We start from the raw sequence: 24108 nt of genomic DNA, 5'->3' as shown, positions 1-24108 counted from the left end.
AGCGATAATCGAGTGGAGAGAGCGTTATGGCACGAGCGGATACGGCCCAGCATTTCGATGTGCTGATCGTCGGCGCAGGCATTTCCGGGATCGGTTCTGCTTATCACCTGCAGGACCAGTGTCCGGGCAAGACGTACGCCGTGCTCGAAAGGATGCACACGTTCGGCGGCACCTGGGAAACGCACAAGTACCCCGGTGTCCGCTCCGACTCCGACCTCTACACCTTCGGCTACCGCTTCAAGCCGTGGACCGACGCGCCGATCGCCAGCGCGCAGGCGATCCTCGACTACATGGGCGAGGTGATCGAGGAAAACGGCATCGGCCAGCACATCCGCTATGGCCACACGATCACGCAGTGTTCCTGGTCGAGCGCGGACAACCTTTGGACCGTTACGGCACGCACGGAGGATGGGGTGGAACACGTGTTCACCGCCACCTTGCTGTGGATGTGCCAGGGCTATTACGACCACGAGGTTCCCTACATCCCGCCCGAATGGAAGGCGAAGAACCTTGATGCCTACAAGGGCATGTTCGTCCACGCCCAGCTTTGGGACCCCGACATCGACTACACCGGCAAGCGCATCGTGGTGATCGGTTCGGGCGCGACGGCGGCGACCGTGGTGCCGGCTTTTGCGCAGAAGGCCGCGCATGTCACGATCGTGCAGCGTTCGCCCACCTACTTCTTCTGCCACCCCAACCAGAACGAGCTGGCCGACCGCCTGCGCGAGATCGGCGTGGACGAGCCGACCATCCACCGCATCGTGCGTATGCAAGTCATGCACGACCAGGCCGTGATGGATAAGCGGTGCGTGGAAGAGCCCGACGTCGTGGTCGAGGAACTGCGCGCGCTGGTCCGCGCCTATGTGGGCGAGGACTTCCAGTTCGAGCCGCACTTCACGCCCAAGTACCGCCCCTGGCAGCAGCGGTTGGCGTTCTGCCCCGATGCCGACCTGTTCCAGCTCGCCGCGCAGGGCAAGGTAACGGTCGTGACCGACACGATCGACCATTTCACCGAGACCGGCCTCGTCGTCAGCTCGGGCGAGGCGGTCGATGGCGATATCATCGTCGCCTGCACAGGCTTCAACCTGAAGGTGCTGGGCGACATCCCGTTCGAGGTCGATGGCCAGAAGGTCAACTGGGGCGATACCGTCACATATCGCGGCATGATGTTCACCGGCGTGCCCAACATGCTGTGGGTGTTCGGTTACTTCCGCGCCTCGTGGACGCTGCGGGTGGACATGCTGGGTGATTTCGTGTGCCGCTTGCTCAAGCACATGGACGAGCGCGGCGCGCACAAGGTGGAAGTGAAGCTGCGGCCCGAGGACAAGGACATGAAGATCCTGCCGTGGATCGAAGGCGACAACTTCAACCCCAACTACCTGATGCGCGATCTCGACAAGCTGCCCAGGCGGGGCGACAACGAAGTGTGGCGCCACAACCAGAACTACTGGGCGGAAAAGGAAGCGATCCCGGCGATTGACCTCGACGGGCCAGAGTTCTGGTACGACAACCAGCCCGCCGCGCGCGAGGTGCTGGAGGCAGCTGAATAGCCCGTTACGTTATCGGATGAAGGGAAGGGGCGAGCTGCAAGGCTCGCCCTTTTCCTTTGAGGTTTGTGCCGGTTTTGGCCCACCCCCGGCCCCTCCCGCCTGCGGGTGGGAAGAGGGCAGTGCTGTACTGCTAATCCCCCTCCCGCAAGCGGGAGGGGTTAGGGGTGGGCTCGATCCTAACCCAAGTTTCAGGCCGCTTCAGCAACCTCCGCGCGCGCCACCACCGGCAGGGCATGGCCCTTGGCCGCTGCGCGCTTCGCGCCGCGCTCCAGTTCCTTCTTCAGCGCGCGGACATAGTGGTCGAAGTCCAGCTGGATCGTGTGGCGCCGCGCAGCATAGTACCCGCCGGTGTAGTATTCCTCATCGTCCTTGATGATCTGGTGCATCTCGGCCGGGGGCGGCGGCGCATATTGCCCGGTGAGGTATGCCGCCACCAGCTTCGACTGCTGTTCGGCAAAGTTCACTAGCGTCGGCAGCGGCTGGGCCAGGCCGACGTAGAACAGGTCCGGCACCTCGGGCTTGAGGATGCGCTTGTACAGGGCGGGCGGCTTGTTGTCGGCATCGGCGCAGAAGGCCGGTTCGTCGAAGAACGGGAACTTGATGTCATAGCCCGTCGCCCACACGATCGCGTCGATCTGTTCGCGGCTGCCATCGGTGAAGACCACGCCATCGCCATCGAGCCGTTCCACACCTGGCTTCATGTTGATATCGCCAGACCCTGCGCGCAGCAGGAACTCGCCCGACACCGTGCCGTGGCTCTCGAACGGCTCGATCTCCGGCTCGGGCAACCCGTAGTCGCTCATCTTGCCGACGAGGTTCTTGATCATGCGGCTGCCCAGCCACTGGCGCAGCTTCTTGGGCATCCACGCCGGGGCGGGGTTCTTGTCGAGCGGCTGGCCGCGGTAGTATTTCGGGAAGATCCACACCCCGCGCCGGGTGGACACGAACAGCTTGGCCGCCATCGGGCGCTGCGACAGTTCGCTGGCGATATCCATCGCGCTGTTGCCCATGCCCACCACCAGCACGCGCTTGCCCACGCAGTCGATCGGCTCGAACGGGGTGCGATAGTGGTGCGAATGGACCTGTGGCCCGTTGAACGTGCCGGGATATTCGGGAATGCGCGCCGCCCAGTGGTGCCCGTTGGCGACCACCAGCGCATCGTAACGCAGCACCTCGCCGGTCGAGAGCGTCACCTCCCAGCCGCCGCCCGACAGGCGCTTGGCCTTCTCCACCCGCGTGTTGAAGCGGATCGACGGGCGCAGGCCGAAATGGTCGACGTAGTCGTGGAAATACTGGAGCAGCTGCGAATGGTGCGGATAATCCGGCCATTCGGCGGGCACCGGGTAATCCTCGAACGCCAGCCGCCATTTCGACGTATCGATGTGCAGGCTCTGGTAGCACGACGAGACCCCGTTGGGGTTGTTGTAGTACCAGTTCCCGCCGATGTCGTCCGACGCTTCGAAGATGTCGAACGGGATGCCGTGGTCCTTGAGCCGCTTGGCCGTGGTGAAGCCGGAACATCCGGCCCCGATGATGCACACTTTCGGCAGGCTCATGGCCGCATTTCTCCCGTTACGTTATGCCAGATGCTTGAGGCTCGGTTCAGTCTTTCTCGATCTTCACCGGCATGGCGGTGAAGCCGTGGAGGAAGGGGCTGGCGAGGCGCGTCGGCGCGCCCTGCGGCACGATCCGCCAGCGCCGCGCGACGATTTCCTCGATCACTGCGGTGATCTGCACTTCGGCCAGCCGCGCGCCCACGCAGCGGTGGATGCCGTGGCCGAAGGCGATGTGGCGGCGTGCGTTCTCGCGCGTCACGTCGAAGCGTTCGGCATCGGGGAACACCGTCTCGTCACGGTTGCCCGAGATGTACCACAGCACCACCTTCGAGCCTTCCGGGATGAACTGCCCGGCCAGCTCGGTATCGCGCGTGGTGGTGCGGCGCATGTGGGTGACGGGTGATTGCCAGCGGATGATCTCCTGCGCGGCATTGACCGCCAGCGACGGATCGGCGCGCAGCTTTTCGAGCTGGTCCGGATACTTGTCGAGTGCTTCGACCAGCCCGCTCATCGAATTGCGGGTGGTGTCGTTGCCGCCCACGATCAGCAGCGCGATGTTGGCGATGCGCTCGGGCGGGGTGAGGTGGCCCATCGCCTCGGAATGGACCATCCGGCTCAGCAGGTCGTCGCGCGGCGGCTCGTTGCGGCGCGCTTCCAGCTCGCGGTCGAAGCGTTCGAGCATCTGGCCCATCTGGACCATGAACTCGGCGCGGTACTCGTCGTTCAGCGCATCTTCCGAAACGCCACTGCCCCAGTCGGACCAGCGCTTGATGTCAGGCCATTCCTCGAACGGCATGTCGAACAGGATCAGCAGCATGCCGATGGTCATCGGGATCGAGACCTGTTCCACCCAGTCGAACGTTTCGCCTTCGGGCAGGGCGTCGAGCAGCCTGGTCACGCGCTCGCGCACCAGCTTTTCCAGCTTGACCATCTGGCTCGGGCCGAACGCGGGTGCGATCACCTTGCGCTGGGCGGTGTGGACGGGCGGGTCCATCGCGATGAAGTTGGGAAACGCGGTCTCGTTGACCGAATCCGCGATGGTGATGTTCCCGCGATCCCACGACGAGGAGTACGTGTCGGTGTCCAGCTCCACTTTCTGGATCAGGTCGAGCGTGGTGACCGACCAGTATGGCCCGAACGGGCTTTCCTCGCGGTAGCTGACCGGCGCGTTGGCGCGCAGCCATGCGAACGGCTCGCGCCAGCGGTCCTCGGTGTAAAGCGCGTTGAGGCTGACGTCGTAAGGATTGAGCGCCTTGTCCCGCGTGAGGGATGCGGTTGCCATGACAGTTCTCCCGAAATCCGATTCTGGTCGGTCTTGACCGGACTATCCTTAATCGTCCGCTTAAAGTCCAGCGCCGTTCGGTGGAACACTCGCGCAAAGTGACAGGTCGGCGCACACCGGCTGGACTCGTCCGCAAAGCGCGGGTAATCCTCGCACCATACCCCGGGGAGCCAGTGCTGGCTGAGAGGGGCTGGTCATGCAGCCCGACCCGTCGAACCTGAACCCGTTAGCACGGGCGGAGGGAAGGGCCGGCCACATCCGCGCCCTGTTCCTTTTGCCTCAGAAGGAATGCGCATGGCCGACATCAACTCCAAGCTGGAAATCGGCGTCACCACCGGCCCGATCCGTGGCAGCCGCAAGATCCACGTCGAAAGCGTGCGCTTTCCCAACGTGCGCGTCGCCATGCGCGAGATCGCGCTCGAAGCCTCGTCGGGCGAACCGCCGGTGCGCGTCTACGATACGTCCGGCCCCTACAGCGATCCGGCCGTCGCCATCGACATTGCCGCAGGCCTGCCCAAGCTGCGCCGCGACTGGATCATGGGGCGCGGCGATGTCGAGGCCTACGACGCACGTATGGTGAAGCCCGAGGACAACGGTCTGAAGGGCCCGGATCGTTCCGCCGGGGTGCCCGCGTTCCCGGCCGTGGAGCGCCGCCCCCTGCGCGCCAAGGCGGGCCAGAATGTCAGCCAGATGCATTACGCCCGCAAGGGCATCATCACGCCCGAGATGGAATATGTCGCCATCCGCGAAAACCTCGGCCGCAAGAAGGCCAAGGAAGCGCTGATCCGCGATGGGCAGGACTGGGGCGCGGCGATCCCCGATTACGTGACGCCCGAATTCGTGCGTGACGAAGTCGCGCGCGGCCGGGCGATCATCCCCAACAACATCAACCACCCCGAAAGCGAACCGATGGCGATCGGGCGCAACTTCCTTGTCAAGATCAACGCCAACATCGGCAATTCCGCCGTGGCGTCGGACGTGGCGAGCGAAGTCGACAAGATGGTATGGTCGATCCGCTGGGGCGCGGACACCGTGATGGATCTGTCCACGGGCCGCAACATCCACGACACCCGCGAATGGATCCTGCGCAACAGCCCCGTGCCGATCGGCACTGTGCCGATCTACCAGGCGCTGGAAAAGGTCGGCGGCGTGGCCGAGGACCTGACGTGGGAAATCTTCCGCGACACGCTGATCGAACAGGCCGAACAGGGCGTCGACTACTTCACGATCCACGCGGGCGTGCGCCTGCCCTACATCCCGATGACCGCCAAGCGCGTCACCGGGATCGTCAGTCGTGGCGGCTCGATCATGGCCAAGTGGTGCCTCGCGCATCACAAGGAATCGTTCCTCTACGAACACTTCGACGACATCACCGAGATCATGAAGGCGTACGACATCGCCTACAGCCTCGGCGATGGCCTGCGCCCCGGCTCGATCGCGGATGCCAACGATGAAGCGCAGTTCGCCGAACTCTACACCTTGGGCGAACTGACCAAGCGCGCGTGGGAACACGACGTTCAGGTGATGATCGAAGGCCCCGGCCACGTGCCGATGCACAAGGTCAAGGAGAACATGGACAAGCAGCTCGCCGCCTGTGGTGAAGCGCCGTTCTATACGCTCGGGCCGCTCGTCACCGACATCGCGCCGGGCTACGACCATATCACCAGCGGCATCGGCGCGGCCATGATCGGCTGGTTCGGCACGGCGATGCTGTGTTACGTGACGCCCAAGGAGCATCTGGGCCTGCCCGACCGCGACGACGTGAAGGTTGGCGTGGTTACCTACAAGCTCGCCGCCCACGCGGCCGATCTTGCCAAGGGCCACCCCGCCGCCAAGCTGCGCGACGATGCGCTCAGCCGCGCCCGCTTCGAATTCCGCTGGCGCGACCAGTTCAACCTGTCGCTCGATCCTGAAACGGCGGAACAGTACCACGACCAGACGCTGCCCGCCGAAGGCGCCAAGTCGGCCCACTTCTGCTCGATGTGCGGGCCGAAGTTCTGCTCGATGAAGATCACGCAGGAAGTGCGCGAATTCGCCGCCAAGCAGAACTCGGCCGTCGAAACCTTCGTCGCCAACGAAGCCGAGGCCGAAGCCGGCATGAAGGCGATGAGCGAAAAGTACAACGAAGGCGGACGCGAACTGTACATCGGCGCCGGCAACCGCGAACACGACTGATCGTCATCGCCTCCTTCCTCTTCGTGGGAGGGAGGTGGGGCGTGGCCGCGACAGTGCCAAGGTTGCATCCAGCCACATCCGGCGTTATAACGCCTGTATGAACACGGCCGTCAAAATCGCGAAGATCGGCAACTCGGCCGGAATCGTCCTGCCCAAGGAGCTGCTGGCGCGGCTCAGGGTAGGCGTGGGCGATACCCTGTACGTAACGGAATCGCCCGATGGCATCCGCATTACCGCTGCCGATCCCGACTTTGCCGACAAGATGGCGGCCGCCGAGCGCGTGATGCGCGAAGACCGGGACATCCTGCGCGAACTTGCGAAGTAGCTCGCCATGACGCTCCGTCTCGAGCCGGTGTCGCTCGACGCGCGCCTCGCGCTCGCGATCCATGACCGGCAATTGGCCGAACACGGTGGCCCTTCGGGTGTGCGCGATCCCGGCGCGCTCGAATCGGCGCTCGCCCGCGCGCGCAACCAGTGGGAATACGGCGAGGACGACTTGCCCGCGCTCGCTGCCGCGTTCGCCTTCGGCGTCGCTCGCAATCACCCGTTCACCGACGGCAACAAACGCACGGCCTGGGTTCTGGCGCGTACATTTCTCGTCTTGAACAGCGTGGAAATCAGCTTTCTGCCGCAAGATGCCTTGGCGATGGTTCAGGCCCTCGCCGCAGGCGAACTCACCGAAGACGAACTGGCGGACTGGTTCCGCCAGCGCATCGCCGCGCGCCCGGCCTGATCACCCAGACCGGCCTACGCCTCAGGTCCGCTTCATGTTGTCCAGCCCCGCGACCACGCCAGGCTTGATCGAAGGGTTGGAAGCGTTGAGCTTCTTCGGCTTCTCGGCCTTGGGCTTGCGCGCTTCCTTGTTGGACTTCTTCTGGCCCTTGGCCATGATCGTTCTCCGGCGGGCGGTTGCCCACCTTCGGGGCTAGGCGCTCTCGCCGGCGAAAGCGAACGCAATCTGCCGCCGGTCAGCGCGCCAGTCGCACCAGCGCCTCGTCCAGCGCCTGCAGGAAGCGCGACCGGTCGGTCTTGGCAAATGGGGCCGGGCCGCCGACCACGTCGCCGCCCGCGCGCAAGTCCGCCATGATCGCCCGCGTCGCTATCTGGCCACCGATCGAACTGGTCGTGAACGGCTTGCCAGTTGGCGACAGCACCGTGGCGCCTGCCTTCAGGCACCGTTCGGCGAGCAGGATGTCAGCCGTCACCACCACGCTGCGTTCGTCCGCTTCCTGGGCGATCCAGTCGTCGGCGGCGTCGAAGCCATCGCTTACCACCACCCGGCGCACCAGCGGGTGCAACGGCACGCGAAAGGGCGAATTGCTGACCACGGCGACCGATACGTTACGGCGCCAGGCGACCTTGTAGATCTCCTCCTTCACCGGGCAGGCATCGGCATCGACGAGGATGCGTACGGCAGTGGCGGTCGGCGTCATGCGGGCCTCCTGTCACACCGCGCGCGCCACGTCGACCACGTTGGCCCCAAATGCTGCATATGCACGATGTGGCTGCAACCTGGATATGCAGCGATCATCTTGCACCTGCATATTGTACCTGCATCATGCATATGCACGGTCGGCACGCACGATTACGGGGTGGGCAAGGACGATGCGCTTTGCCATGGGTCAGCCATGACCCCGACCATCCCGCTCGCCAGTGCCAACCCGGCGGCCGAAATCGCCATCCGTGCCGCCCGCGCCGCGTTCAACCGCGCGTTGGCTGACGCAGACTTGGCCGCGATCGGTGCGTTACTCACGCCTGACGTGATCCTGGTGACCGGCAGCGACAGCGCGGTGATCGCGGGCCGCAAGGCGCAGTTAGCCGCGTGGAAACGTGAGTTTTCCGCGCGTCCGCGCACGATCTACACGCGCACGCCCGGTAGCGTAACGGCCTCGCAGGTGGAGCCGATTGCGATGGAGCAGGGCCGCTGGCAGGGCGTGGCGCAGGGCAGCGAGGCACCGATCGCACAAGGCATCTACAGCGCCAAGTGGCGCGAGGCGGGAGGCGTCTGGCGGCTCGTGGCAGAGATCTTCGTCACGCTCGGCTGACAGCGTGCCAGAACGTCCCGGGAACTTGTGCCGCCGCGAACCATTGCAGCTATGAGCGGGGCGCGCACGGCGCGTTCTCCCGACCTCTCGCACAAGGAGCAGGCCCCATGAACAAGGCCCTGATGCTTTCCGCCTTGGCCGCCGCCACGCTGACGACGGCCTGCACCGACATGGGCTACGGCGATCGCCCCGGCTATGCCAGCGACAACTACGCCGGCGATTGGGGCTACTACGATCGCAACACCTACGATCGTTATGGCCGGTACGATTACAACAACCCCGACCCTAGCTACGGCGGCTATTATGCGGATCGCTATTACCGCCAGAGCCCGCGCTATCGCGAACGCAACCTGACCTATGACGACCGCGTCTATCGCGGCCGTGACGGGCGCTACTATTGCCGCCGTTCGGATGGTTCAACCGGCCTGATCGTCGGCGGCCTTGCAGGCGCTGCGGCAGGCGCGCTGATCGCGCAGGGCGACAGCAAGCCGCTTGGCGCGATCATCGGCGCCATCGGTGGCGCGGCGGTGGGCGCCGCGGTCGACAGCAACGGTCGCAGCAACGTACGCTGCCGCTGATCGCAGGAAAACGCAGGGCAGGCCGGTGGCGGACAGGGTGGGATTCGAACCCACGGTGAGCTTGCACCCACGGCGGTTTTCAAGACCGCTGCCTTAAACCACTCGGCCACCTGTCCGCACTGCCGTCGCCGATAGCGGCGGTGCGGCCTGTCGCAAAGGGGAATTGTGCGTGCAGGGGATTCCCAAACCGGCGCGCCCTGTGCGACAAGCGGGCGGATGACATTGTCCTTTGGTTCTTTTCTGAAGCGCGCCGCCCTGCTGGCCGGTGGCGCCGCATCGCTCGTCTTCGCCCCGGTTGCCTGCGCGCAATCGGACGAGGAGGCGGGTTTCGCCGGCTATCTCCAGCTGCTCGCCGCGCGGGCTCGCGCCGAAGGGGTGCGGGAATCGACGATCTCCAGCGTGACTTCGACGCTGACGTTCAGTCCGCGGGTGATCCAGCTCGATCGCAGCCAGCCCGGCGGGGGGCCATCCTCCGCCATCCCCGCCTTCGCGCCTTATCGCCGGATGCACGTCGATGCCGCCCGGATCGCCGGGGGGCAGCGCGAGTATGCCGCCAACGCCGCCCTGCTGGGGCAGATAGAGCGGCGCTATGGCGTACCGGGCAAGGTTGTGCTGGCGATCTGGGGGCACGAGAGCAACTACGGCCGCTATACCGGCGATTTCGACCTCGCCCGCTCGCTGGCGACGCTGGCCTACGAAGGGCGGCGGCGCGAACTGTTCGCCGAGGAATTCGTCGCCGTGCTCAAGATGATCGACCGCGGCGTGCCGCGCAGCAAGCTGGTCGGCAGCTGGGCCGGGGCCTTCGGCAATCCGCAGTTCCTGCCCAGCGTCTATCTCCGCGTGGCGCAGGATGCCGATGGCGACGGGCTGGCCGACATCTGGTCCAGCAAGCCCGATACGCTGTCCTCCATCGCCAACTACTTTCGCGATGCGGGCTGGCGGCCGGGGCAGCCCTGGGGCGTCGCGGTGGACGTTCCGCCCGCGCTCGATCGCGCCAGCCTTGGCACCAGCCTCGTCAGCCCGCGCTGTCCGCAGGTCTTCGCGCGGCATTCGGCCTGGCGCACGATGCGTGAATGGCGCGCGCTGGGCGTGACGCCGCAGGGGGCAGGGCAAGGCGCGGGCCTCGCTGACGACGTTCAGGCCACTCTCATCGAACCCGACGGACAAGGGCGGACCGGTTACCTGCTAACCGGAAATTATCGAGTCATCCTCGATTACAACTGCTCGAACTTTTATGCCCTGTCCGTGGGATTGCTTGCCGATGAGATTGCCCGTTAGGCTACCGACCCTGATCGCTGCCCCGCTGCTTGCCATCGCGCTGCTGGGCGCGAGCCCGCCGCCACCTGTCGATCGCCTTGGTCCGGCGGGGGATTATCCGGTCACGGTGGGCGATCCGTTCACCGTCGACGGCCAGACCTATACCCCGCTCGATACGATGAACTACGATGCCGTCGGCTATGCCGCCGAAACCGAGGGCGCCGGCGTGGCGGGCGGGCACCGCACCTTGCCCTTTCCTTCCTATGTCGAAGTCACCGCGCTCGATTCGGGCAGGACCGCGCTGGTGCGCATCGACCGGCGCGGCCCGATGGCCGGCGACGGACTGATCGAGCTGACCCCGATGGCGCGCGCACAACTCGGCCTTGCTCCCGGGCAGCGCGCCGCCGTGCGCGTGCGTCGCGTCAACCCGCCCGAACCCGAACGCGCGCTGCTGCGCACCGGGCAGCAGGTGCCAGCGCGGATGGACACGCCGCCGGGCCTGCTCGCCGCGTTGAAGCGCAAGCTGGGCATCGCGCCCCCAGCGCCCGCGCTGGTGGATCTGCCGCCTTCGGTTCCGGTCGTGGCAGCGGTGGTGACCAAGCCTGCTGCGGCGAAGCCCCAGCCCGCAGCGCAACCCAGGCCACTCGCGCGGCACACTCCGTTGGCGCATCCCACCTCGTCCGCCACGGCGACCGTCTCGCGCCATGTCCAGGTCGGCGCGTTTTCCACCCGTGCGCGGGCAGAGGCCGCGGCCAGGCAGGTCGGCGGCACCGTCACGCCCTCGGGGAACCTCTGGCGCGTGCGCATCGGCGCGTCGTCCACCGCGCAGGCGCAGGCGGCTCTGGCGAAGGCGCGCCGGGCGGGCTATGCCGACGCGCGGGTCCTGACCGAAAAGTAAGGCGCAAAGGGCCCGCCACTTGTGGGGTTCTGCTTGCACCGACCGATTGCCCTTGCCGCCGCGTTCGCTCTCGCTTCAGCGCCCGTGCGCGCTGCGGCGCCTATCGTTCCGACCGAGATGCCCCAGATCACCGCGCCGATCGGCCTGCTGATCGACGTCAATTCGGGCCGCGTGCTGTTCGAGCGCCAGTCGCATCGCCGTTTCGTGCCCGCTTCGTTGACCAAGATCATGACCAGTTATGTCGCGTTCGAACTGATCGAGCAGGGCAAGCTGCGGCTTGACCAGAAGTTCACGATGAAGCCCGAGACATTTCGCAAGTGGCACGGCGTGGGCAGCACGATGTTCCTGGGCAACAACAGCCAGACCACCGTCGCCGACCTGCTCGAAGGCATCGTCACCGTGTCCGCCAATGACGGCTGCGTCGTTCTGGCCGAAGGTGTCGCTGGGTCGGTCCCCGGCTTCACCGCGATGATGAACGCCGAGGCGCGCAAGCTCGGCATGCGCGATACGCATTACAATACGCCCAACGGGTGGATGGACGAGGGCCAGACCTGGGTCTCCGCCGCCGACCTCGCCAAGCTGTCGATGGCCCTGATCACGCGCCATCCTGTGCTCTACAAGACGTTCTACGGCCACCCCCACGCCACGCTGGGCGGCATCACCCAGAACAACCACAACCCGCTTTACGGCCACACCGAAGGCGCGGACGGCGTCAAGACCGGCTTCACCAACGAGGCCGGGTACGGACTCGTCGGCACGGCGATGCGCGACGGACGGCGGTTGATGATGGTGGTCGGCGGCTATGACCGGCCCAACGACCGGGCCCAACAGTCGCGCGCGCTGATCGAATGGGGCTTTGCCGCATGGGCTGCGAAGCCGCTCTATCGCGCCGGCGCGCATCTGGGCGAGGCGCAGGTGCAGGGGGGCGAGGCGCGCAGCGTCGGACTCGTCGCGCCGCACGATCTGGCGCTGACGCTGCCCGCGGGCGTTTCAGCCAAGCCCACGCTGTCGATCCGCTACAAGGGGCCGCTGCGCGCGCCCATCGCGAAGGGCCAGCAGGTCGCCACGCTTCTTGTCAGGACGCCGGGGCAACCCGAAGAGGCCCTGCCGCTCGCTGCCGCCGAGGACGTGCCCGAAGGCGGCGTGGTCGCCCGTCTGCGCGACGGTATGCTCGCGCTGGTCGGCCGATGACCGGGCTGTTCATAGCCTTCGAAGGCGGGGAAGGGGCGGGCAAGTCCACCCAGGCGCGCCTCCTTGCCGAAGCCTTGCGCGCGCAAGGGCGCGATGTCGTGCTCACCCGCGAACCCGGCGGCACCGCCGGGGCCGAGGCGATCCGTGCGCTTCTGCTCAGCACCGAGGGCGAAGGCTGGGGCCCGCGCGCCGAGGCGCTGTTGTTCGCCGCTGCGCGCGCCGATCACGTCGAGCGCCTGATCCGCCCGACGCTGGCGCGCGGGGCCATCGTCATCTGCGATCGCTTTCTCGATTCGAGTCGTGCCTATCAGGGCGGCGGCGGCGGCGTTTCCGACGAAGATGTGCTGGCGCTCCACGCCATCGGCAGCGAAGGTCTGCTGCCCGATCTCACCGTACTGCTGACACTCGCCCCCGACGAGGCCGCGCATCGCCTCGCCCTGCGTGATCAGGGCCAGTCCGACCGCATTGGCGGGCGCGACGCTGCCTATCACGCCCGCGTGGCCAAGGCGTTCGAGCGCTTCGCCGCCGCCGAGCCGCAACGTTTCGCCCGTATCGACGCTGCCGGAGATCCGGCGCAGGTCCACGCCCGCGTGCTGGCCGCGGTCGAGCGCGTGGCGTGAGCGACATGATCGGCCACGAACAGGCGTGGGCCGCCTGGCGCGCCGCGATGGCGGGGGGGCGTATGCACCACGCCTGGCTGCTCGCCGGGCGCGAGGGGCTGGGCAAGGCGAGCTTCGCCGTCGCCGCCGCCGCCGAACTCGTCGCCGAACCCGGCGTGTCACAGCCGGCGCCCGAACATCACCCCGACATCCACGTGCTGATCCCGCTGCCGAACAACGATGACGAGGCGAAGAAGAAGGACGACGGCAAGCCCTACCAGAAGAAGCGCAGCATCAGCGTCGACCAGATCCGCGCGATGCAGCGGCGGCTGGTTACCCGCCCGACGCTGGGCGCGCGCCGCGCGGTGATCATCGATTGCGCCGACCAGCTCGAAAAAAGCGCGGTCAACGCCCTGCTGAAAAGCCTCGAGGAGCCGCCGCAGGGCACATTCTTCCTGCTCGTCGCGCACCAGCCCGGCCGCCTCCTGCCGACCATCCGCTCGCGCTGCCTCGTGGTGCGCTTCCACCCGCTCGAAGTGGACCAGATGGCCCGCGCGCTCGGTCAGCTGGCCCCCGAACTCGACGACCAGACCCGCAGTGCCGCCATCGCCGTTGCGGCGGGATCGCCCGGCGCGGCGCTGTCCTTTGCGGAGCAGGATCTCGGCATGGTGTTCCACGTCATGCGCCAGCTGGCGCACGACGGCGATCCCGATTTCGCCCTGCGCGGTCGTCTGGCCGAGGCGATGGGCGCTCGCCCTGATCGCGAACGCCAGCTCGCCGCGCTCGAGGCCGCGCGCATGGTGCTGGTGCAGGCCTTGGCATCGAGCGACGACCGCACTCGGCTCAGGATCGCCGAGGCCCATGCCAAGCTGGTCACGCTCGCGGCACAAGCGCCCACCTACAACTACGATGCCGGACTGCTCGTGCTGGAAATCGGCGGGTTGCTGGCATCGGCTGCGCGGACTAGGGAAGGCGCAAGCTGAAGCCTTGCGTACATTCCAGAGGAAGTGACCGTCCCGATGGGCGAACCCTATTACATCACCACCGCCATTTCCTATCCCAATGGCAAGCCACACATCGGCCACGCCTACGAAGCGATCGCCGCCGATGTCATCGCGCGCTTCGAGAAGGCGATGGGGCGTGACGTGCGCTTCCAGACCGGCACCGACGAACATGGCCTGAAGATGGCGCAGAAGGCGCGCGACCTGGGCAAGACGCCCAAGGAACTCGCCGATGAAATGTCACAGCATTTCATCGATATGTGCGCGGCTCTGAACATCAACTATGATGTCTTCCTGCGCACCACCGAGGAACGTCACCACGCCGCCACGCAGGAAATCTGGCGGCGGATGGAAGCCAATGGCGATCTCTATCTCGATCGCTACGAAGGCTGGTACTCGGTCCGCGACGAAGCCTACTACGACGAGAGCGAACTGGTCGCGGGCGACGGCGGCGAAAAGCTCTCGCCGCAGGGCACGCCGGTCGAATGGACCGTCGAGGAATCGTGGTTCTTCCGTCTGTCGGCCTATGGCGACAAGCTGCTGGCGCTCTACGAACAGAACCCGGACTTCATCCAGCCCGACAGCCGCCGCAACGAGATGATCGCCTTCGTTTCGCAAGGCCTGCGCGACCTGTCGGTCTCGCGCACCAGCTTCGACTGGGGTGTCAAGGTGCCCGGCAGCGAGAACCACGTGATGTACGTTTGGGTCGATGCGCTGACCAACTACCTGACCGGCCTCGGCTTCCCTGAGGAAACCGAAGCCTTTGCAAAGTATTGGCCCGCAAACCTCCACCTGATCGGAAAGGACATCGTCCGCTTCCACACGATCTACTGGCCGGCCTTCCTGATGAGCGCCCAGCTGCCGCTGCCGCGCCAGGTGTTCGGCCATGGCTTCCTGCTCAACCGCGGGCAGAAGGAATCGAAGAGCCTCGGCAACGTCACCGATCCGATCGAACTGGCCGGGCGCTTCGGGGTCGATGCGCTGCGCTATTTCCTGATGCGCGAAGTCGCCTTCGGGCAGGACGGCTCCTATTCGCCCGAGGCCATCGTCACCCGCTGCAACGCCGAACTGGCCAACAGCTACGGCAATCTGGTGCAGCGCACGCTGTCCATGATCTTCAAGAACATGGATGGCGAACTTTCGACCTTTTCGAGCACCGACGCCGACGATGCCCTGCTGGCGCAAGTGCATCAGGCCTGCGCGGCTGAACTGCCGCGCGAGTTCGAGGCCCTGAACTTCTCCGCCGGCATCGACGCGTGGATGCGCGCGGTCTTCGCCTGCAATGCCTATGTCGATGAACAGGCGCCCTGGACCCTGCGCAAGACTGACCCGGAACGCATGCGCGCCGTGCTGCTTTGTCTGTTCATGGCCATCCGCGACCTGACCATCGCCATCCGTCCGGTCGTGCCGGGCGCGGCCGACAAGGTGCTCGACCAGCTCGGGATCCCCTCGGACAGGCGCGGGATTGCGGATCTGGGCCATGCGGACTGGTTCATGGACCGCGTGAACAGCGGCGAGAAGCTGGCCGCGCCGGTCGGGGCTTTCCCGCGTCTCGACCTGCCTGAGGACGACGCGGCCTGATGCTGATCGATTCCCACTGCCATCTCAACTACAAAGGGCTGGTCGAGGAGCAGGACAGCGTCCTCGACCGCGCCCGCGCCGCTGGCGTCAGGGGCTTCCTCAACATCTCCACCCGCCAGCGCGAATGGGCCGATGTCGTCGCCACGGCGCATCGTTCGCCCGATGTATGGGCCAGCGTCGGCATCCATCCGCACGAGGCGGATGGCCACGCCGATCTGGGCGAGGCGGTGCTGCGCGAGGCTACGGCTGACGCGAGGGTCGTGGCTATCGGCGAGACCGGGCTCGATTACTATTACGACCACTCCGACCGGCAGGTGCAGCAGGACCTGTTCCGCGTACACATTCAGGTTTCGCGCGACACCGGCCTGCCGCTGATCATCCACACCCGAGATGCCGAGGACGACACCTTGCGCATCCTGACCGACGAAATGGGGAAGGGGGCCTTCCCGGCGCTGATCCACTGTTTCACGGCCACGCCCGATTTCGGCCGCGCGGTCCTCGATCTCGGCTTGACGATCTCGCTTTCGGGCATCGTGACATTCAAGAATGCCAAGGACTTGCAGGCGTTCGCTACGGAAATACCGGAAGATCGCCTGCTGGTCGAAACCGATGCGCCGTTCCTCGCACCGATCCCGCATCGCGGTAAAACGTGCGAGCCGGCGTTCGTGGCCGACACGCTGCGTTTCGTCGCGGCCTTGCGCGGGATCGAACCTGAGACACTGGCTGAATTGACCGGGGCCAACTTCTTCAAGCTGTTTGCAAAGGCGGCGGTGTGAAGCTGATCGTCCTGGGGTCGGGCACGTCCACTGGCGTGCCGCGCATCGGCAACGACTGGGGCGAATGCGATCCCGCCGAACCGCGCAACCGGCGCACGCGCGTGGCGATCGCGGTCGAAGGCTACGACGGCGCGCGGGTGCTGGTCGATACGCCCACCGACTTGCGCCACCAGTTGCTGTCTACCGGTATCGACCGGATCGACGGCGTGGTATGGACGCACGATCATGCCGATCACACCCACGGTATCGATGATCTGCGCCCCTTGCGCATGGGCCGTGGCGCGCCGATCCCGGGTTACGCCGCCGATGAAACCGTGCGCCGCCTGCGCCAGCGCTTCGGCTATGTCTTCGCAGGCCAGCACGGCTATCCCACGATCTGCAATCTCGACAATCTCGATCGCGTGCGGATGATCGCCGGGATCGGCGTCAGCCATTGCCAGATGCTGCATGGGCCTGCGCAATCGACCGCGTTTCGCTTCGATCAAGGTGGAAAGTCCATCGGCTATGCCACTGATTTCAGCGAGATAAATGCCGACATGGTTGCGCTGTTCGACAAGGTCGACGTGCTCGTCGTCGATGCCTTGCGCCGCCAGCCGCATCCCACGCACGCGCATCTCGGCATGGCGCTGGAACTGGTGGAGGCATGTCGCGCCGGGCGCGGCGTGCTGTCGCATCTCGACAAGTCGATGGATTACCGCACGCTGCTGGATGAAATCCCGCCGCACGTCGAGCCGGGCTACGACGGCATGGTGATCGACCTGTGAGCGGCGACACGCTCGTGGCCATCGCGGGCGTGATCATGGCGCTGGTGCTCGTCAGCGCGAACGGCGGACTGCGGCGTCTGCCACGCAAGCGGATGTTCGTCGTGGCCGCGATCTGGCTGGCCATCATCGTGGCCGTCGCGCTGGCGTTCACCGTCGTCCATCCGTCGTTTATTTAACATAATCATTATTATCGAACTGGAGTTTGTTGAAGGTGGAAAACGGCCCCCCTGCAGGCACTTCATCAACAAAACCCCCTCTCGACCGCCTGCTGGCGATCATGGCCACCTTGCGCGATCCGCAGCGAGGCTGCGATTGGGACAAGGCGCAGACTTTCGCCACGATCGCGCCGTACACGATCGAGGAAGCCTACGAAGTCGCCGACGCGATCGAGCGCCACGACATTGACGGCTTGCGCGAGGAACTCGGCGACCTGCTGCTCCAGGTGGTGTTCCATTCTCGCATCGCAGAGGAAGCCGGAGCCTTCGCCTTCGACGATGTCGCCACCGCCATCGCCGACAAGATGGAAGCGCGCCATCCGCACATCTTCGGGACCGCCGCTGGCACCGATCATGCCCGCGCCGAACGCTGGGAAGCCGCCAAGGAAGCCGAGCGCGCGGCCAAGGGCGCGACCAGCGCGCTGGATGGCGTGGCCCAGGCGCTGCCCGCGCTGATGCGCGCCGACAAGCTGCAGAAGCGCGCCGCGCGCGTCGGCTTCGAGTGGCCGGATACCGACGGTCCGGTGGCCAAGCTGGCCGAGGAAGTCGCCGAACTGGCTGCGGCAGAAACGGATGAAGAACGTCTGGACGAAGCGGGCGACCTGCTGTTCTCCGCCGTGAACGTCGTGCGCAGCTATGGCATCGCACCCGAAGAGGCGCTGCGCTTCGCCAACATCAAGTTCGAGCGCCGCTTCCGGGGCATGGAAGCGCTGGCCGACGGTGCTTTCGCCTCGCTCGATCTCGATGCGCAGGAAGCGCTCTGGCAGCAGGTCAAGGCGACCGAGAGGAACGCCTAGATCCGGGTGAAGCGCCCCAGTTCCTTGGGGCTCAACCGCACGTTCAGCCGCAGCGCCGGAACGCCTGCCTCATCCTCGACTTCGCGTTCCGACAGCACTTCGCCATGCGCGTGAAGCCATGCGAGGCGCTGGCCATCGGAAAGCGGCACGGTCAGCTCCAGTTCCTGCGCGCCGCCGGTCAGCAGTATCGACAGGCGGTCAAGCAGGTCGGACACCCCTTCCCCCGTCGCCGCCGAAATGGGCACGACCGGCACTTCGGGCACGCCATGCGCGATCAGGTCGTGGCGCATTTCACGCTCGTCGGGGGTGAGCAGGTCCCACTTGTTCCACGCCTCGATGATCGGGACCGAGGAGCCGTCCTCGCCGATCACGCCAAGGTCGGCGAGGATCTCCTCCACTTCGATCTTCTGCTGCGCGGTGGCGGGATTGGAGATGTCGCGCACGTGGACGATCACGTCGGCGGCGGTCACTTCTTCCAGCGTGGCGCGGAAGGCGGCGACAAGCTGCGTCGGCAGGTCCGAGATGAAGCCCACCGTGTCCGACAGGATCGCCTTTTCGACGCCCGGCAGCCGGATCGCGCGCATGGTCGGGTCGAGCGTGGCGAACAGCAGGTCCTCGGCCATCACGTCCGCGCCGGTCAGGCGGTTGAAGAGCGTGGACTTGCCCGCGTTGGTGTAGCCCACCAGCGCGATGATCGGCCAGGGCGCGCGCTGGCGCCGGTCGCGGTGCAGTCCGCGCGTACGGCGCACCTGTTCGAGTTCGCGCCGCAGCCGCGCCATGCGGTTGCGGATCATCCGGCGGTCGGCCTCGATCTGGGTTTCGCCGGGGCCACCAAGGAAGCCGAAGCCGCCGCGCTGGCGTTCGAGGTGGGTCCACGACCGCACCAGACGCCCCGCCTGATAATCGAGGTGTGCGAGTTCGACCTGAAGCCGTCCTTCGGCGGTGGCGGCGCGCTCGCCGAAGATTTCGAGGATAAGCCCGGTGCGGTCGATGACCTTGTGCTTGAGCTTTTCTTCGAGATTGCGCTGCTGGATCGCCGAGAGCGAGCCGTCGATGATGACCAGCTCGGCCTCGTTCTGCGCAAGCGCCACGCCGATCCGTTCGACCTGGCCTTCGCCGAACAGCGTGGCGGGCCGAACCGCGCGGATCGGCAGGACGAAGGCATCGACCACTTCGATGCCGATCGCGCGGGCAAGGCCCTTGCCTTCCTCCAGCCGGGTTTCGGCGTCGTCGCCCAGGGCTGCGCCCTTCTGGCCTCTGCCCTTCTGGCGGATGTCTGGCAGCACGACGATGGCGCGCGCGCCTCGGGTGACCTCACCTTCGAGATCACCCTCGTCGCGGCCAAATTCGAACGTGCTCAAAGGTCAGGCGCCCTCCCCGTCCCAGTCACCCGACAGGTCGACGTGACCGGCGGGCTGGATGGTGGAGACGGCGTGCTTGTAGGCCAGCTGGACGTAGCCTTCGCGTTCGAGCAGCATGCAGAACAGGTCGTACGAGGCGACCTTGCCCTGGAGCATGACGCCGTTGACGAGGAACATCGTCACCTGCACTCCGGCATCGCGCACGCTCGACAGGAACACTTCCTGAAGCAGGCGCTTCTTGCCGTTGTCGTCGCCACCGCCCTGGAAGTGGGCGACCGAGAGCTGCTGGCCCGGCATGATCGTGCTGATCGCATGCTTGTAGACCAGCTGCGACTGGCCATCGCGGCGCAGCAGGATCGAGAAGTTGTCGAACCAGGTGACGATGCCCTGCAGCTTCACGCCCTTCACCAGGAACATGGTGACAGGGATCTTGTTCTTGCGCAGGTGATTGAGGAAAAGGTCCTGCAGGTTCTGGCCCTTGCCACCGGAGGGGCCGCCCGAGGGGCTGGGCGCGGCCGATGCGGCAGGTGCGGCAGCGGCGGGCGCTGCTTCTGCATCGGCAGGGGTTTCCACGGGCTTCGAGCGCGGGCGCGCAGACAGGGTCCGTCCGGTCATTCTTGTGACTCCTTTGTATTGGCGCGGTGCTTTTGCTCACCGTCGCGATCTGGCCTCGGTGTGGTCCGAATCCGTTCGGAACACCTTGGCCGGGTTCGATGACAACTTATGACCCGATCCCTCGCGCGTAAACCGGGAAGTTGTGCTGCGGTTCCCCATGCGGGACCGGATAGCTATTCGCCCTCGTCCTCTTCGTCCTCGCGCCGGTCGACCATGCCCAGCAGCTTTAGCTTGCGGTGAAGCGCCGAGCGCTCCATCCCGATGAACGTCGCGGTCTTGGAGATATTGCCCGAAAAGCGGCGGATTTGCACTTTGAGATATTCGCGCTCGAAGTTCTCCCGCGCCTCGCGCAAGGGAACGCCCATCAGCGCCGAGGTCGAGCTATCCCCGCCGATCCGCGTGCTGACGATCTCCGAAGGCAGCATGTCGGCCTCGATACGTGCCAGCCGGTCACGCGGGGCGAGGATGATCGTACGTTCGACCACATTGCGCAGCTGGCGGACGTTGCCCGGCCAGTCGTAGGCCTGCAACGCGGCCATCGCCTCGGGCGAGATCGCGGGGGGCGCGATGCCCTGTTCGCTGGCGTAGCGGGTGAAGAAGTGGTCGACCAGCGACGGGATGTCGTCGCGCCGTTCCGTCAGCGGCGGGATCGAGACAGGCACCACGTTGAGCCTGTAGTACAGATCCTCGCGAAACCGGCGCTCGGTAATTTCCTTTTCGAGTGGGCGCGAGGACGACGAGACCACGCGCACGTCGACGCGGATCTGGCGATTACCGCCCACGCGCACGAAGGCCTGATCGGTCAGCACGCGCAGGATCCGCGCTTGGCTGGAGGCTGGCATGTCGGCCACTTCATCGAGGAACAGCGTGCCGCCATCGGCCATTTCGAGCAGCCCTGCCCGCACCAGCTTGCCGTCGGCCTCTTCGCCGAACAGCTCCTGCTCGAAGCGTTCGGGGGTGATGCGCGCGGCGCTGACTGTGACGAAGGCGCTCTGCGCGCGTGGGCTCCACGAATGGAGCAGCCGCGCGGCCACTTCCTTGCCCGCGCCCGCAGGGCCCGTGATCAGCAGGCGGCTACCGGTATTGGCAACGCGCTTCAGCGTGGCGCGGACCTGGTTGATCGACGGGCTGTTGCCGGTGAACTCGTCGGCCATGGCGAAGCCTTCGCGCAGGCGCTGGTTCTCGCGGCGCAGGCGCTCGGTCTCGGTGGCGCGTTCGACCAGCAGCAGCAGGCGCTCGGCCTCGAACGGCTTTTCGATGAAGTCCATCGCGCCCCGGCTGATGGCCGAGACGGCGGTGTCGATGTTGCCGTGGCCCGAGAAGATCAGCACCGGCAGTTCGGGCTCGCGCTTCTTGATTTCGTCGAGCACTTCGAGCCCGTCCATCGGGCTGCCGTGCAGCCACACGTCGAGCAGCACGAGGCTGGGGCGCCGCTCGTCGATCGCGGCCAGCGCGGCGGTGCTGTCGCCTGCGGTGCGGCAGCCATAGCCTTCGTCGCTGAGCACGCCGGCGACCAGTTCGCGGATGTCCCGTTCATCGTCGACGATCAGGATGTCGAGTGCCATCTTGAATAAAGTCCTGCTGCTTGATTACGAGTTGGCCGAAGCCGTTTCGGAGGAATAGGAGGCCGAGGGATTGCGGGCAAAGCGCATGGTCATGCGCGTGCCGCCGCCCGGTTCGGGTGCAAACTGCATTTCGCCGCCGTGTTCCTCGACGATCTTGTTGACGATCGCGAGGCCGAGGCCGGTGCCCTTCTCGCGCGTGGTCATGTAGGGTTCGAGAATGCGGTCTCGCTCTGCGGGAAGGCCGACCCCGTTGTCCGCCACGGTGACGGTGACCGAATGCGCGTCCCCGGTCAGAGTCACCGCGATCCGGCCCTTGAAGTCGATGTCCTCGGCTCTCGCGCGCGTCTCGATCGCCTCGACCGCGTTCTTGAGCACGTTGGTCATGGCCTGGCCGAACTGGTGGCGGTCGGCTTCGAAAGGCATTGCCCCCTCACCCGTGAACCCGAAGTCGATCTCGGAATGCGCCACTTCCTGCAGGAACAGCGCCTGCCGCACCAGATCGCTGGCGTCCTCGCGGCGGAACATCGGCTTGGGCAGGCGCGCGAACGAGGAGAACTCGTCGACCATCTTCCGCAGGTCGCCGACCTGGCGGATGATCGTGGCGGTCAGTTCCTCGAACAGTTCGGGATCGGTCTCGATCTGGCGGCGATAGCGGCGCTTCAACCGTTCGGTGGCGAGCTGGATCGGCGTCAGCGGGTTCTTGATCTCGTGCGCGATGCGGCGCGCGACGTCCGACCACGCCGCGCGGCGCTGGTCGAGCAGCTGGCGGGTGATGTCCTCGAAAGTGATGACATGGCCGTTGGCATCGTGCGTGACCTTTACCGCCAGCGTCAGCAGGTCGCCGTTCTTGGCATAGTGGACAAGGCCGCTCGACTGGTCCTCGGCGATCAGCTGAGCCAGCTGGGGCGCGACGTGGGCCAGCGTCATCCCCACCAGCTCGGGCGCGTCCTGCTGGCGCAGCAGCTTCTGTGCAGAGCTGTTGATCAGGCGGATGCGGTCCTCGCGATCGACCGAGAGAATGCCCGCGGTGATCGATTCCAGCACGGCCTCGATGAAGGCGCGGCGCACTTCGAGCTGGGCATTGGCGCTGACCAGGGCCTGCGTCTGGCCTTCGAGTTGCGCGGTCATGCGGTTGAAGGCGCGGGCGAGCAGGCCGACTTCATCGGTACCGCTGCCCGGCGTCACGCGCATTGCGAAATTGCCGCTGCCGACGTTGCGCGCGGCCGAGACCAGCTCGACCAGCGGGGCCACCTGCCTGTCGGCAAAGCGCAGCGCCACCCACACCGCCAGCGCCACCAGCGCAAGACTGATGCCGAACAGCGCAAGGTTGAAGCGCAACTGCAGGGCGCGAGCGCGGCGGGTGAGAATGTCGTAGGCCTTGAGCACCGACTGCGCGCGCTGCCACTGGTTGAGCGCGAGCGCATCGGAATTGCGCGCGACGTAGAGGTAGATGCCGCGCGTGCGATCGACCGCGGTGACGGCCTCGATCCGTTCGGCCGAGGCGTTGACCACCACCGGCTCGCCCGCGTCGATGCGGCGCAGTTCGGCCAGCGTGATGCGCTGGCGGTTGTCGTTGGAATTGGGATCGACGATCGCGGCGGTGCGCAAGCTGCCATCGGCGCCGCGTTCCACCAACGCGGATTCATTGAGCTTGCGGTTGATGACCTGCCAGGAATAGCCCTCGGCGAAATCCTGGCTGGTGATCGGGGCCTGCGCCAGATAATCGCGCAAGTCGCCCGCCATGGCGACGCTTTCGTTGCCCACGTCGCGCAGCTTGTCGGCATAATAGCCGCGCGCGAGGTTGTTGGCGTTTTCCAGCATCCCGCGTGAATTGTCCGAGAACCAGAACTCGACGCCCGACTGGAACAGCAGCGATGCGAAGACCACCACCAGCAGCGTAGGGATCGCAGCGATCAGCGAGAACAGCCACACGAGGCGCAAGTGCAACCGCCCGCTGCCACCCAGCACGCCCTTGGAGGCGCGGCGCAGCGCCATGCGGCGGCCGAGCAGGACGATCAGCGCCATCGCCGGAACGAGCGTGCCGATCAGCAGGCTGGATGTCTGTCGCGAGGGAAGGAGCTGGTTGGCCGCGTTGTTGGCGCTGACCGCCGCCCAGCTTGCCCACAAGGCTACCGCGAGCAGCAGCGCTGCGGCCAGTTCGAGCAGCAGAAAGACGTTTGCCCGCCGCAAGGTCACGAGCAGGCGACGCCACCAACGGGGCGAACGGCGGGACTCGGCGCGGGGCGGAACAGGCATCGTTGCAGAACAACAACACCCCTGTTGCGGCTTTGCAAGAAGTTTC

Annotated in this window: 24 protein-coding genes, 1 tRNA gene and 1 riboswitch; of the genes, 16 read left to right on the top strand and 9 right to left on the bottom strand. The window is 66.1% G+C overall.

What is annotated here, in order from left to right; genetic code table 11:
- Positions 1 to 26: 26 nt before the first annotated feature.
- Positions 27 to 1550, top strand: coding sequence for a flavin-containing monooxygenase (locus K3A84_RS02045; RefSeq protein ID WP_225007404.1), 1524 nt, complete (start codon positions 27 to 29; stop codon positions 1548 to 1550).
- A gap of 188 nt (positions 1551 to 1738) precedes the next feature.
- On the opposite strand, the gene K3A84_RS02040 is transcribed toward K3A84_RS02045, so the two are convergent.
- Together K3A84_RS02040 and K3A84_RS02035 are read right to left on the bottom strand one after the other, a co-directional pair.
- Positions 1739 to 3106 (bottom strand): flavin-containing monooxygenase, encoded by a 1368-nt coding sequence (locus K3A84_RS02040; RefSeq protein WP_225007403.1) that lies wholly within the window; start codon positions 3104 to 3106, stop codon positions 1739 to 1741.
- 46 nt (positions 3107 to 3152) lie between these two features.
- Positions 3153 to 4388: a cytochrome P450 gene (locus K3A84_RS02035; protein WP_225007402.1), complete on the bottom strand. Its 1236-nt coding sequence runs from the start codon at positions 4386 to 4388 to the stop codon at positions 3153 to 3155.
- A gap of 153 nt (positions 4389 to 4541) precedes the next feature.
- Positions 4542 to 4649: riboswitch (TPP riboswitch) on the top strand.
- Between the two features lie 33 nt (positions 4650 to 4682).
- Between K3A84_RS02035 and thiC the strand changes: the two genes are divergently transcribed.
- From thiC to K3A84_RS02020, 3 genes are all read left to right on the top strand, one after another.
- On the top strand, positions 4683 to 6563 hold the full coding sequence (gene thiC / locus K3A84_RS02030; protein ID WP_225007400.1) for a phosphomethylpyrimidine synthase ThiC: 1881 nt from the start codon (positions 4683 to 4685) through the stop codon (positions 6561 to 6563).
- Between the two features lie 97 nt (positions 6564 to 6660).
- A complete protein-coding gene (locus K3A84_RS02025; protein ID WP_225007399.1) occupies positions 6661 to 6888 on the top strand; it encodes an AbrB/MazE/SpoVT family DNA-binding domain-containing protein in 228 nt (75 codons plus the stop codon).
- 6 nt (positions 6889 to 6894) lie between these two features.
- Positions 6895 to 7296 carry a type II toxin-antitoxin system death-on-curing family toxin gene (locus tag K3A84_RS02020; RefSeq protein WP_225007398.1) on the top strand — a complete coding sequence of 134 codons (402 nt, stop codon included), beginning with the start codon at positions 6895 to 6897 and terminating at the stop codon, positions 7294 to 7296.
- 21 nt (positions 7297 to 7317) lie between these two features.
- Here K3A84_RS02020 and K3A84_RS20310 read toward each other — a convergent pair whose 3' ends face one another.
- Together K3A84_RS20310 and K3A84_RS02015 are read right to left on the bottom strand one after the other, a co-directional pair.
- A complete protein-coding gene (locus K3A84_RS20310; protein ID WP_263626075.1) occupies positions 7318 to 7452 on the bottom strand; it encodes a hypothetical protein in 135 nt (44 codons plus the stop codon).
- Positions 7453 to 7531: 79 nt separating this feature from the next.
- Entirely contained in the window at positions 7532 to 7996 is a 465-nt protein-coding gene (locus K3A84_RS02015; protein WP_225007397.1) for a YaiI/YqxD family protein, read from the bottom strand.
- 195 nt (positions 7997 to 8191) lie between these two features.
- Between K3A84_RS02015 and K3A84_RS02010 the strand changes: the two genes are divergently transcribed.
- Positions 8192 to 8608, top strand: coding sequence for a nuclear transport factor 2 family protein (locus K3A84_RS02010; RefSeq protein ID WP_225007396.1), 417 nt, complete (start codon positions 8192 to 8194; stop codon positions 8606 to 8608).
- A 107-nt stretch (positions 8609 to 8715) separates the two neighbouring features.
- Positions 8716 to 9186, top strand: coding sequence for a glycine zipper 2TM domain-containing protein (locus K3A84_RS02005; RefSeq protein WP_225007395.1), 471 nt, complete (start codon positions 8716 to 8718; stop codon positions 9184 to 9186).
- A 26-nt stretch (positions 9187 to 9212) separates the two neighbouring features.
- Here K3A84_RS02005 and K3A84_RS02000 read toward each other — a convergent pair.
- A tRNA-Ser gene (locus tag K3A84_RS02000) sits at positions 9213 to 9302 on the bottom strand.
- A gap of 100 nt (positions 9303 to 9402) precedes the next feature.
- On the opposite strand from K3A84_RS02000, the gene K3A84_RS01995 reads away from it, so the two are divergent.
- From K3A84_RS01995 to mazG, 10 genes are all read left to right on the top strand, one after another.
- The gene (locus K3A84_RS01995) at positions 9403 to 10464 is read left to right on the top strand and encodes a lytic murein transglycosylase (protein WP_225007394.1); all 1062 of its coding nucleotides are present in this window, start codon (positions 9403 to 9405) and stop codon (positions 10462 to 10464) included.
- Entirely contained in the window at positions 10448 to 11341 is an 894-nt protein-coding gene (locus tag K3A84_RS01990) for an SPOR domain-containing protein (RefSeq protein ID WP_225007393.1), read from the top strand. Before K3A84_RS01995 ends, K3A84_RS01990 begins: the two co-directional genes overlap by 17 nt.
- A gap of 84 nt (positions 11342 to 11425) precedes the next feature.
- The gene (locus K3A84_RS01985) at positions 11426 to 12532 is read left to right on the top strand and encodes a D-alanyl-D-alanine carboxypeptidase family protein (protein WP_225007391.1); all 1107 of its coding nucleotides are present in this window, start codon (positions 11426 to 11428) and stop codon (positions 12530 to 12532) included.
- Positions 12529 to 13152: a dTMP kinase gene (gene tmk / locus K3A84_RS01980; protein WP_225007389.1), complete on the top strand. Its 624-nt coding sequence runs from the start codon at positions 12529 to 12531 to the stop codon at positions 13150 to 13152. Before K3A84_RS01985 ends, tmk begins: the two co-directional genes overlap by 4 nt.
- Before the next feature lie 5 nt (positions 13153 to 13157).
- Entirely contained in the window at positions 13158 to 14114 is a 957-nt protein-coding gene (locus tag K3A84_RS01975) for a DNA polymerase III subunit delta' (protein ID WP_225008114.1), read from the top strand.
- A gap of 36 nt (positions 14115 to 14150) precedes the next feature.
- Positions 14151 to 15713 (top strand): methionine--tRNA ligase, encoded by a 1563-nt coding sequence (gene metG, locus K3A84_RS01970; protein ID WP_225008113.1) that lies wholly within the window; start codon positions 14151 to 14153, stop codon positions 15711 to 15713.
- Complete coding sequence (locus K3A84_RS01965) at positions 15713 to 16489, top strand: TatD family hydrolase (protein ID WP_225007387.1); 777 nt, start codon at positions 15713 to 15715, stop codon at positions 16487 to 16489. Before metG ends, K3A84_RS01965 begins: the two co-directional genes overlap by 1 nt.
- Positions 16486 to 17253: an MBL fold metallo-hydrolase gene (locus tag K3A84_RS01960; RefSeq protein WP_225007386.1), complete on the top strand. Its 768-nt coding sequence runs from the start codon at positions 16486 to 16488 to the stop codon at positions 17251 to 17253. Before K3A84_RS01965 ends, K3A84_RS01960 begins: the two co-directional genes overlap by 4 nt.
- Entirely contained in the window at positions 17250 to 17429 is a 180-nt protein-coding gene (locus K3A84_RS01955) for a hypothetical protein (RefSeq protein WP_225007384.1), read from the top strand. The genes K3A84_RS01960 and K3A84_RS01955 overlap by 4 nt, the downstream gene beginning before the upstream one ends.
- Before the next feature lie 35 nt (positions 17430 to 17464).
- Positions 17465 to 18265 carry a nucleoside triphosphate pyrophosphohydrolase gene (gene mazG, locus K3A84_RS01950; protein ID WP_225007383.1) on the top strand — a complete coding sequence of 267 codons (801 nt, stop codon included), beginning with the start codon at positions 17465 to 17467 and terminating at the stop codon, positions 18263 to 18265.
- On the opposite strand, the gene hflX is transcribed toward mazG, so the two are convergent.
- The 4 genes from hflX to K3A84_RS01930 all read right to left on the bottom strand — a co-directional run bounded on the left by hflX (position 18262) and on the right by K3A84_RS01930 (position 24062).
- Positions 18262 to 19626: a GTPase HflX gene (gene hflX, locus K3A84_RS01945; RefSeq protein WP_225007382.1), complete on the bottom strand. Its 1365-nt coding sequence runs from the start codon at positions 19624 to 19626 to the stop codon at positions 18262 to 18264. The two genes, mazG and hflX, sit on opposite strands and share 4 nt — an antisense overlap.
- Before the next feature lie 3 nt (positions 19627 to 19629).
- Complete coding sequence (gene hfq, locus K3A84_RS01940; protein WP_225007380.1) at positions 19630 to 20241, bottom strand: RNA chaperone Hfq; 612 nt, start codon at positions 20239 to 20241, stop codon at positions 19630 to 19632.
- Positions 20242 to 20414: 173 nt separating this feature from the next.
- Entirely contained in the window at positions 20415 to 21806 is a 1392-nt protein-coding gene (gene ntrX, locus K3A84_RS01935) for a nitrogen assimilation response regulator NtrX (protein WP_225007378.1), read from the bottom strand.
- A gap of 24 nt (positions 21807 to 21830) precedes the next feature.
- A complete protein-coding gene (locus K3A84_RS01930) occupies positions 21831 to 24062 on the bottom strand; it encodes a sensor histidine kinase (protein WP_225007377.1) in 2232 nt (743 codons plus the stop codon).
- Between the last annotated feature and the right edge of the window lie 46 nt (positions 24063 to 24108).

The organism is Novosphingobium percolationis, from assembly GCF_020179425.1.
Classification (GTDB): Bacteria; Pseudomonadota; Alphaproteobacteria; order Sphingomonadales; family Sphingomonadaceae; genus Novosphingobium; species Novosphingobium percolationis.
This window is presented reverse-complemented; position numbering and strand designations above follow the sequence as displayed.

Coding starts and splice junctions, on each gene's coding strand:
- ntrX (WP_225007378.1), bottom strand. CDS start 21,806: ATGGCACTCGACATCCTGATCGTCGACGATGAACGGGACATCCGCGAA.
- K3A84_RS20310 (WP_263626075.1), bottom strand. CDS start 7,452: ATGGCCAAGGGCCAGAAGAAGTCCAACAAGGAAGCGCGCAAGCCCAAG.
- K3A84_RS02015 (WP_225007397.1), bottom strand. CDS start 7,996: ATGACGCCGACCGCCACTGCCGTACGCATCCTCGTCGATGCCGATGCC.
- K3A84_RS02040 (WP_225007403.1), bottom strand. CDS start 3,106: ATGAGCCTGCCGAAAGTGTGCATCATCGGGGCCGGATGTTCCGGCTTC.
- K3A84_RS02035 (WP_225007402.1), bottom strand. CDS start 4,388: ATGGCAACCGCATCCCTCACGCGGGACAAGGCGCTCAATCCTTACGAC.
- K3A84_RS01995 (WP_225007394.1), top strand. CDS start 9,403: ATGACATTGTCCTTTGGTTCTTTTCTGAAGCGCGCCGCCCTGCTGGCC.
- K3A84_RS02045 (WP_225007404.1), top strand. CDS start 27: ATGGCACGAGCGGATACGGCCCAGCATTTCGATGTGCTGATCGTCGGC.
- hfq (WP_225007380.1), bottom strand. CDS start 20,241: ATGACCGGACGGACCCTGTCTGCGCGCCCGCGCTCGAAGCCCGTGGAA.
- K3A84_RS02025 (WP_225007399.1), top strand. CDS start 6,661: ATGAACACGGCCGTCAAAATCGCGAAGATCGGCAACTCGGCCGGAATC.
- K3A84_RS01930 (WP_225007377.1), bottom strand. CDS start 24,062: ATGCCTGTTCCGCCCCGCGCCGAGTCCCGCCGTTCGCCCCGTTGGTGG.
- metG (WP_225008113.1), top strand. CDS start 14,151: ATGGGCGAACCCTATTACATCACCACCGCCATTTCCTATCCCAATGGC.
- K3A84_RS02020 (WP_225007398.1), top strand. CDS start 6,895: ATGACGCTCCGTCTCGAGCCGGTGTCGCTCGACGCGCGCCTCGCGCTC.
- tmk (WP_225007389.1), top strand. CDS start 12,529: ATGACCGGGCTGTTCATAGCCTTCGAAGGCGGGGAAGGGGCGGGCAAG.
- thiC (WP_225007400.1), top strand. CDS start 4,683: ATGGCCGACATCAACTCCAAGCTGGAAATCGGCGTCACCACCGGCCCG.
- K3A84_RS02010 (WP_225007396.1), top strand. CDS start 8,192: ATGACCCCGACCATCCCGCTCGCCAGTGCCAACCCGGCGGCCGAAATC.
- K3A84_RS01990 (WP_225007393.1), top strand. CDS start 10,448: ATGAGATTGCCCGTTAGGCTACCGACCCTGATCGCTGCCCCGCTGCTT.
- K3A84_RS01975 (WP_225008114.1), top strand. CDS start 13,158: ATGATCGGCCACGAACAGGCGTGGGCCGCCTGGCGCGCCGCGATGGCG.
- K3A84_RS01965 (WP_225007387.1), top strand. CDS start 15,713: ATGCTGATCGATTCCCACTGCCATCTCAACTACAAAGGGCTGGTCGAG.
- K3A84_RS02005 (WP_225007395.1), top strand. CDS start 8,716: ATGAACAAGGCCCTGATGCTTTCCGCCTTGGCCGCCGCCACGCTGACG.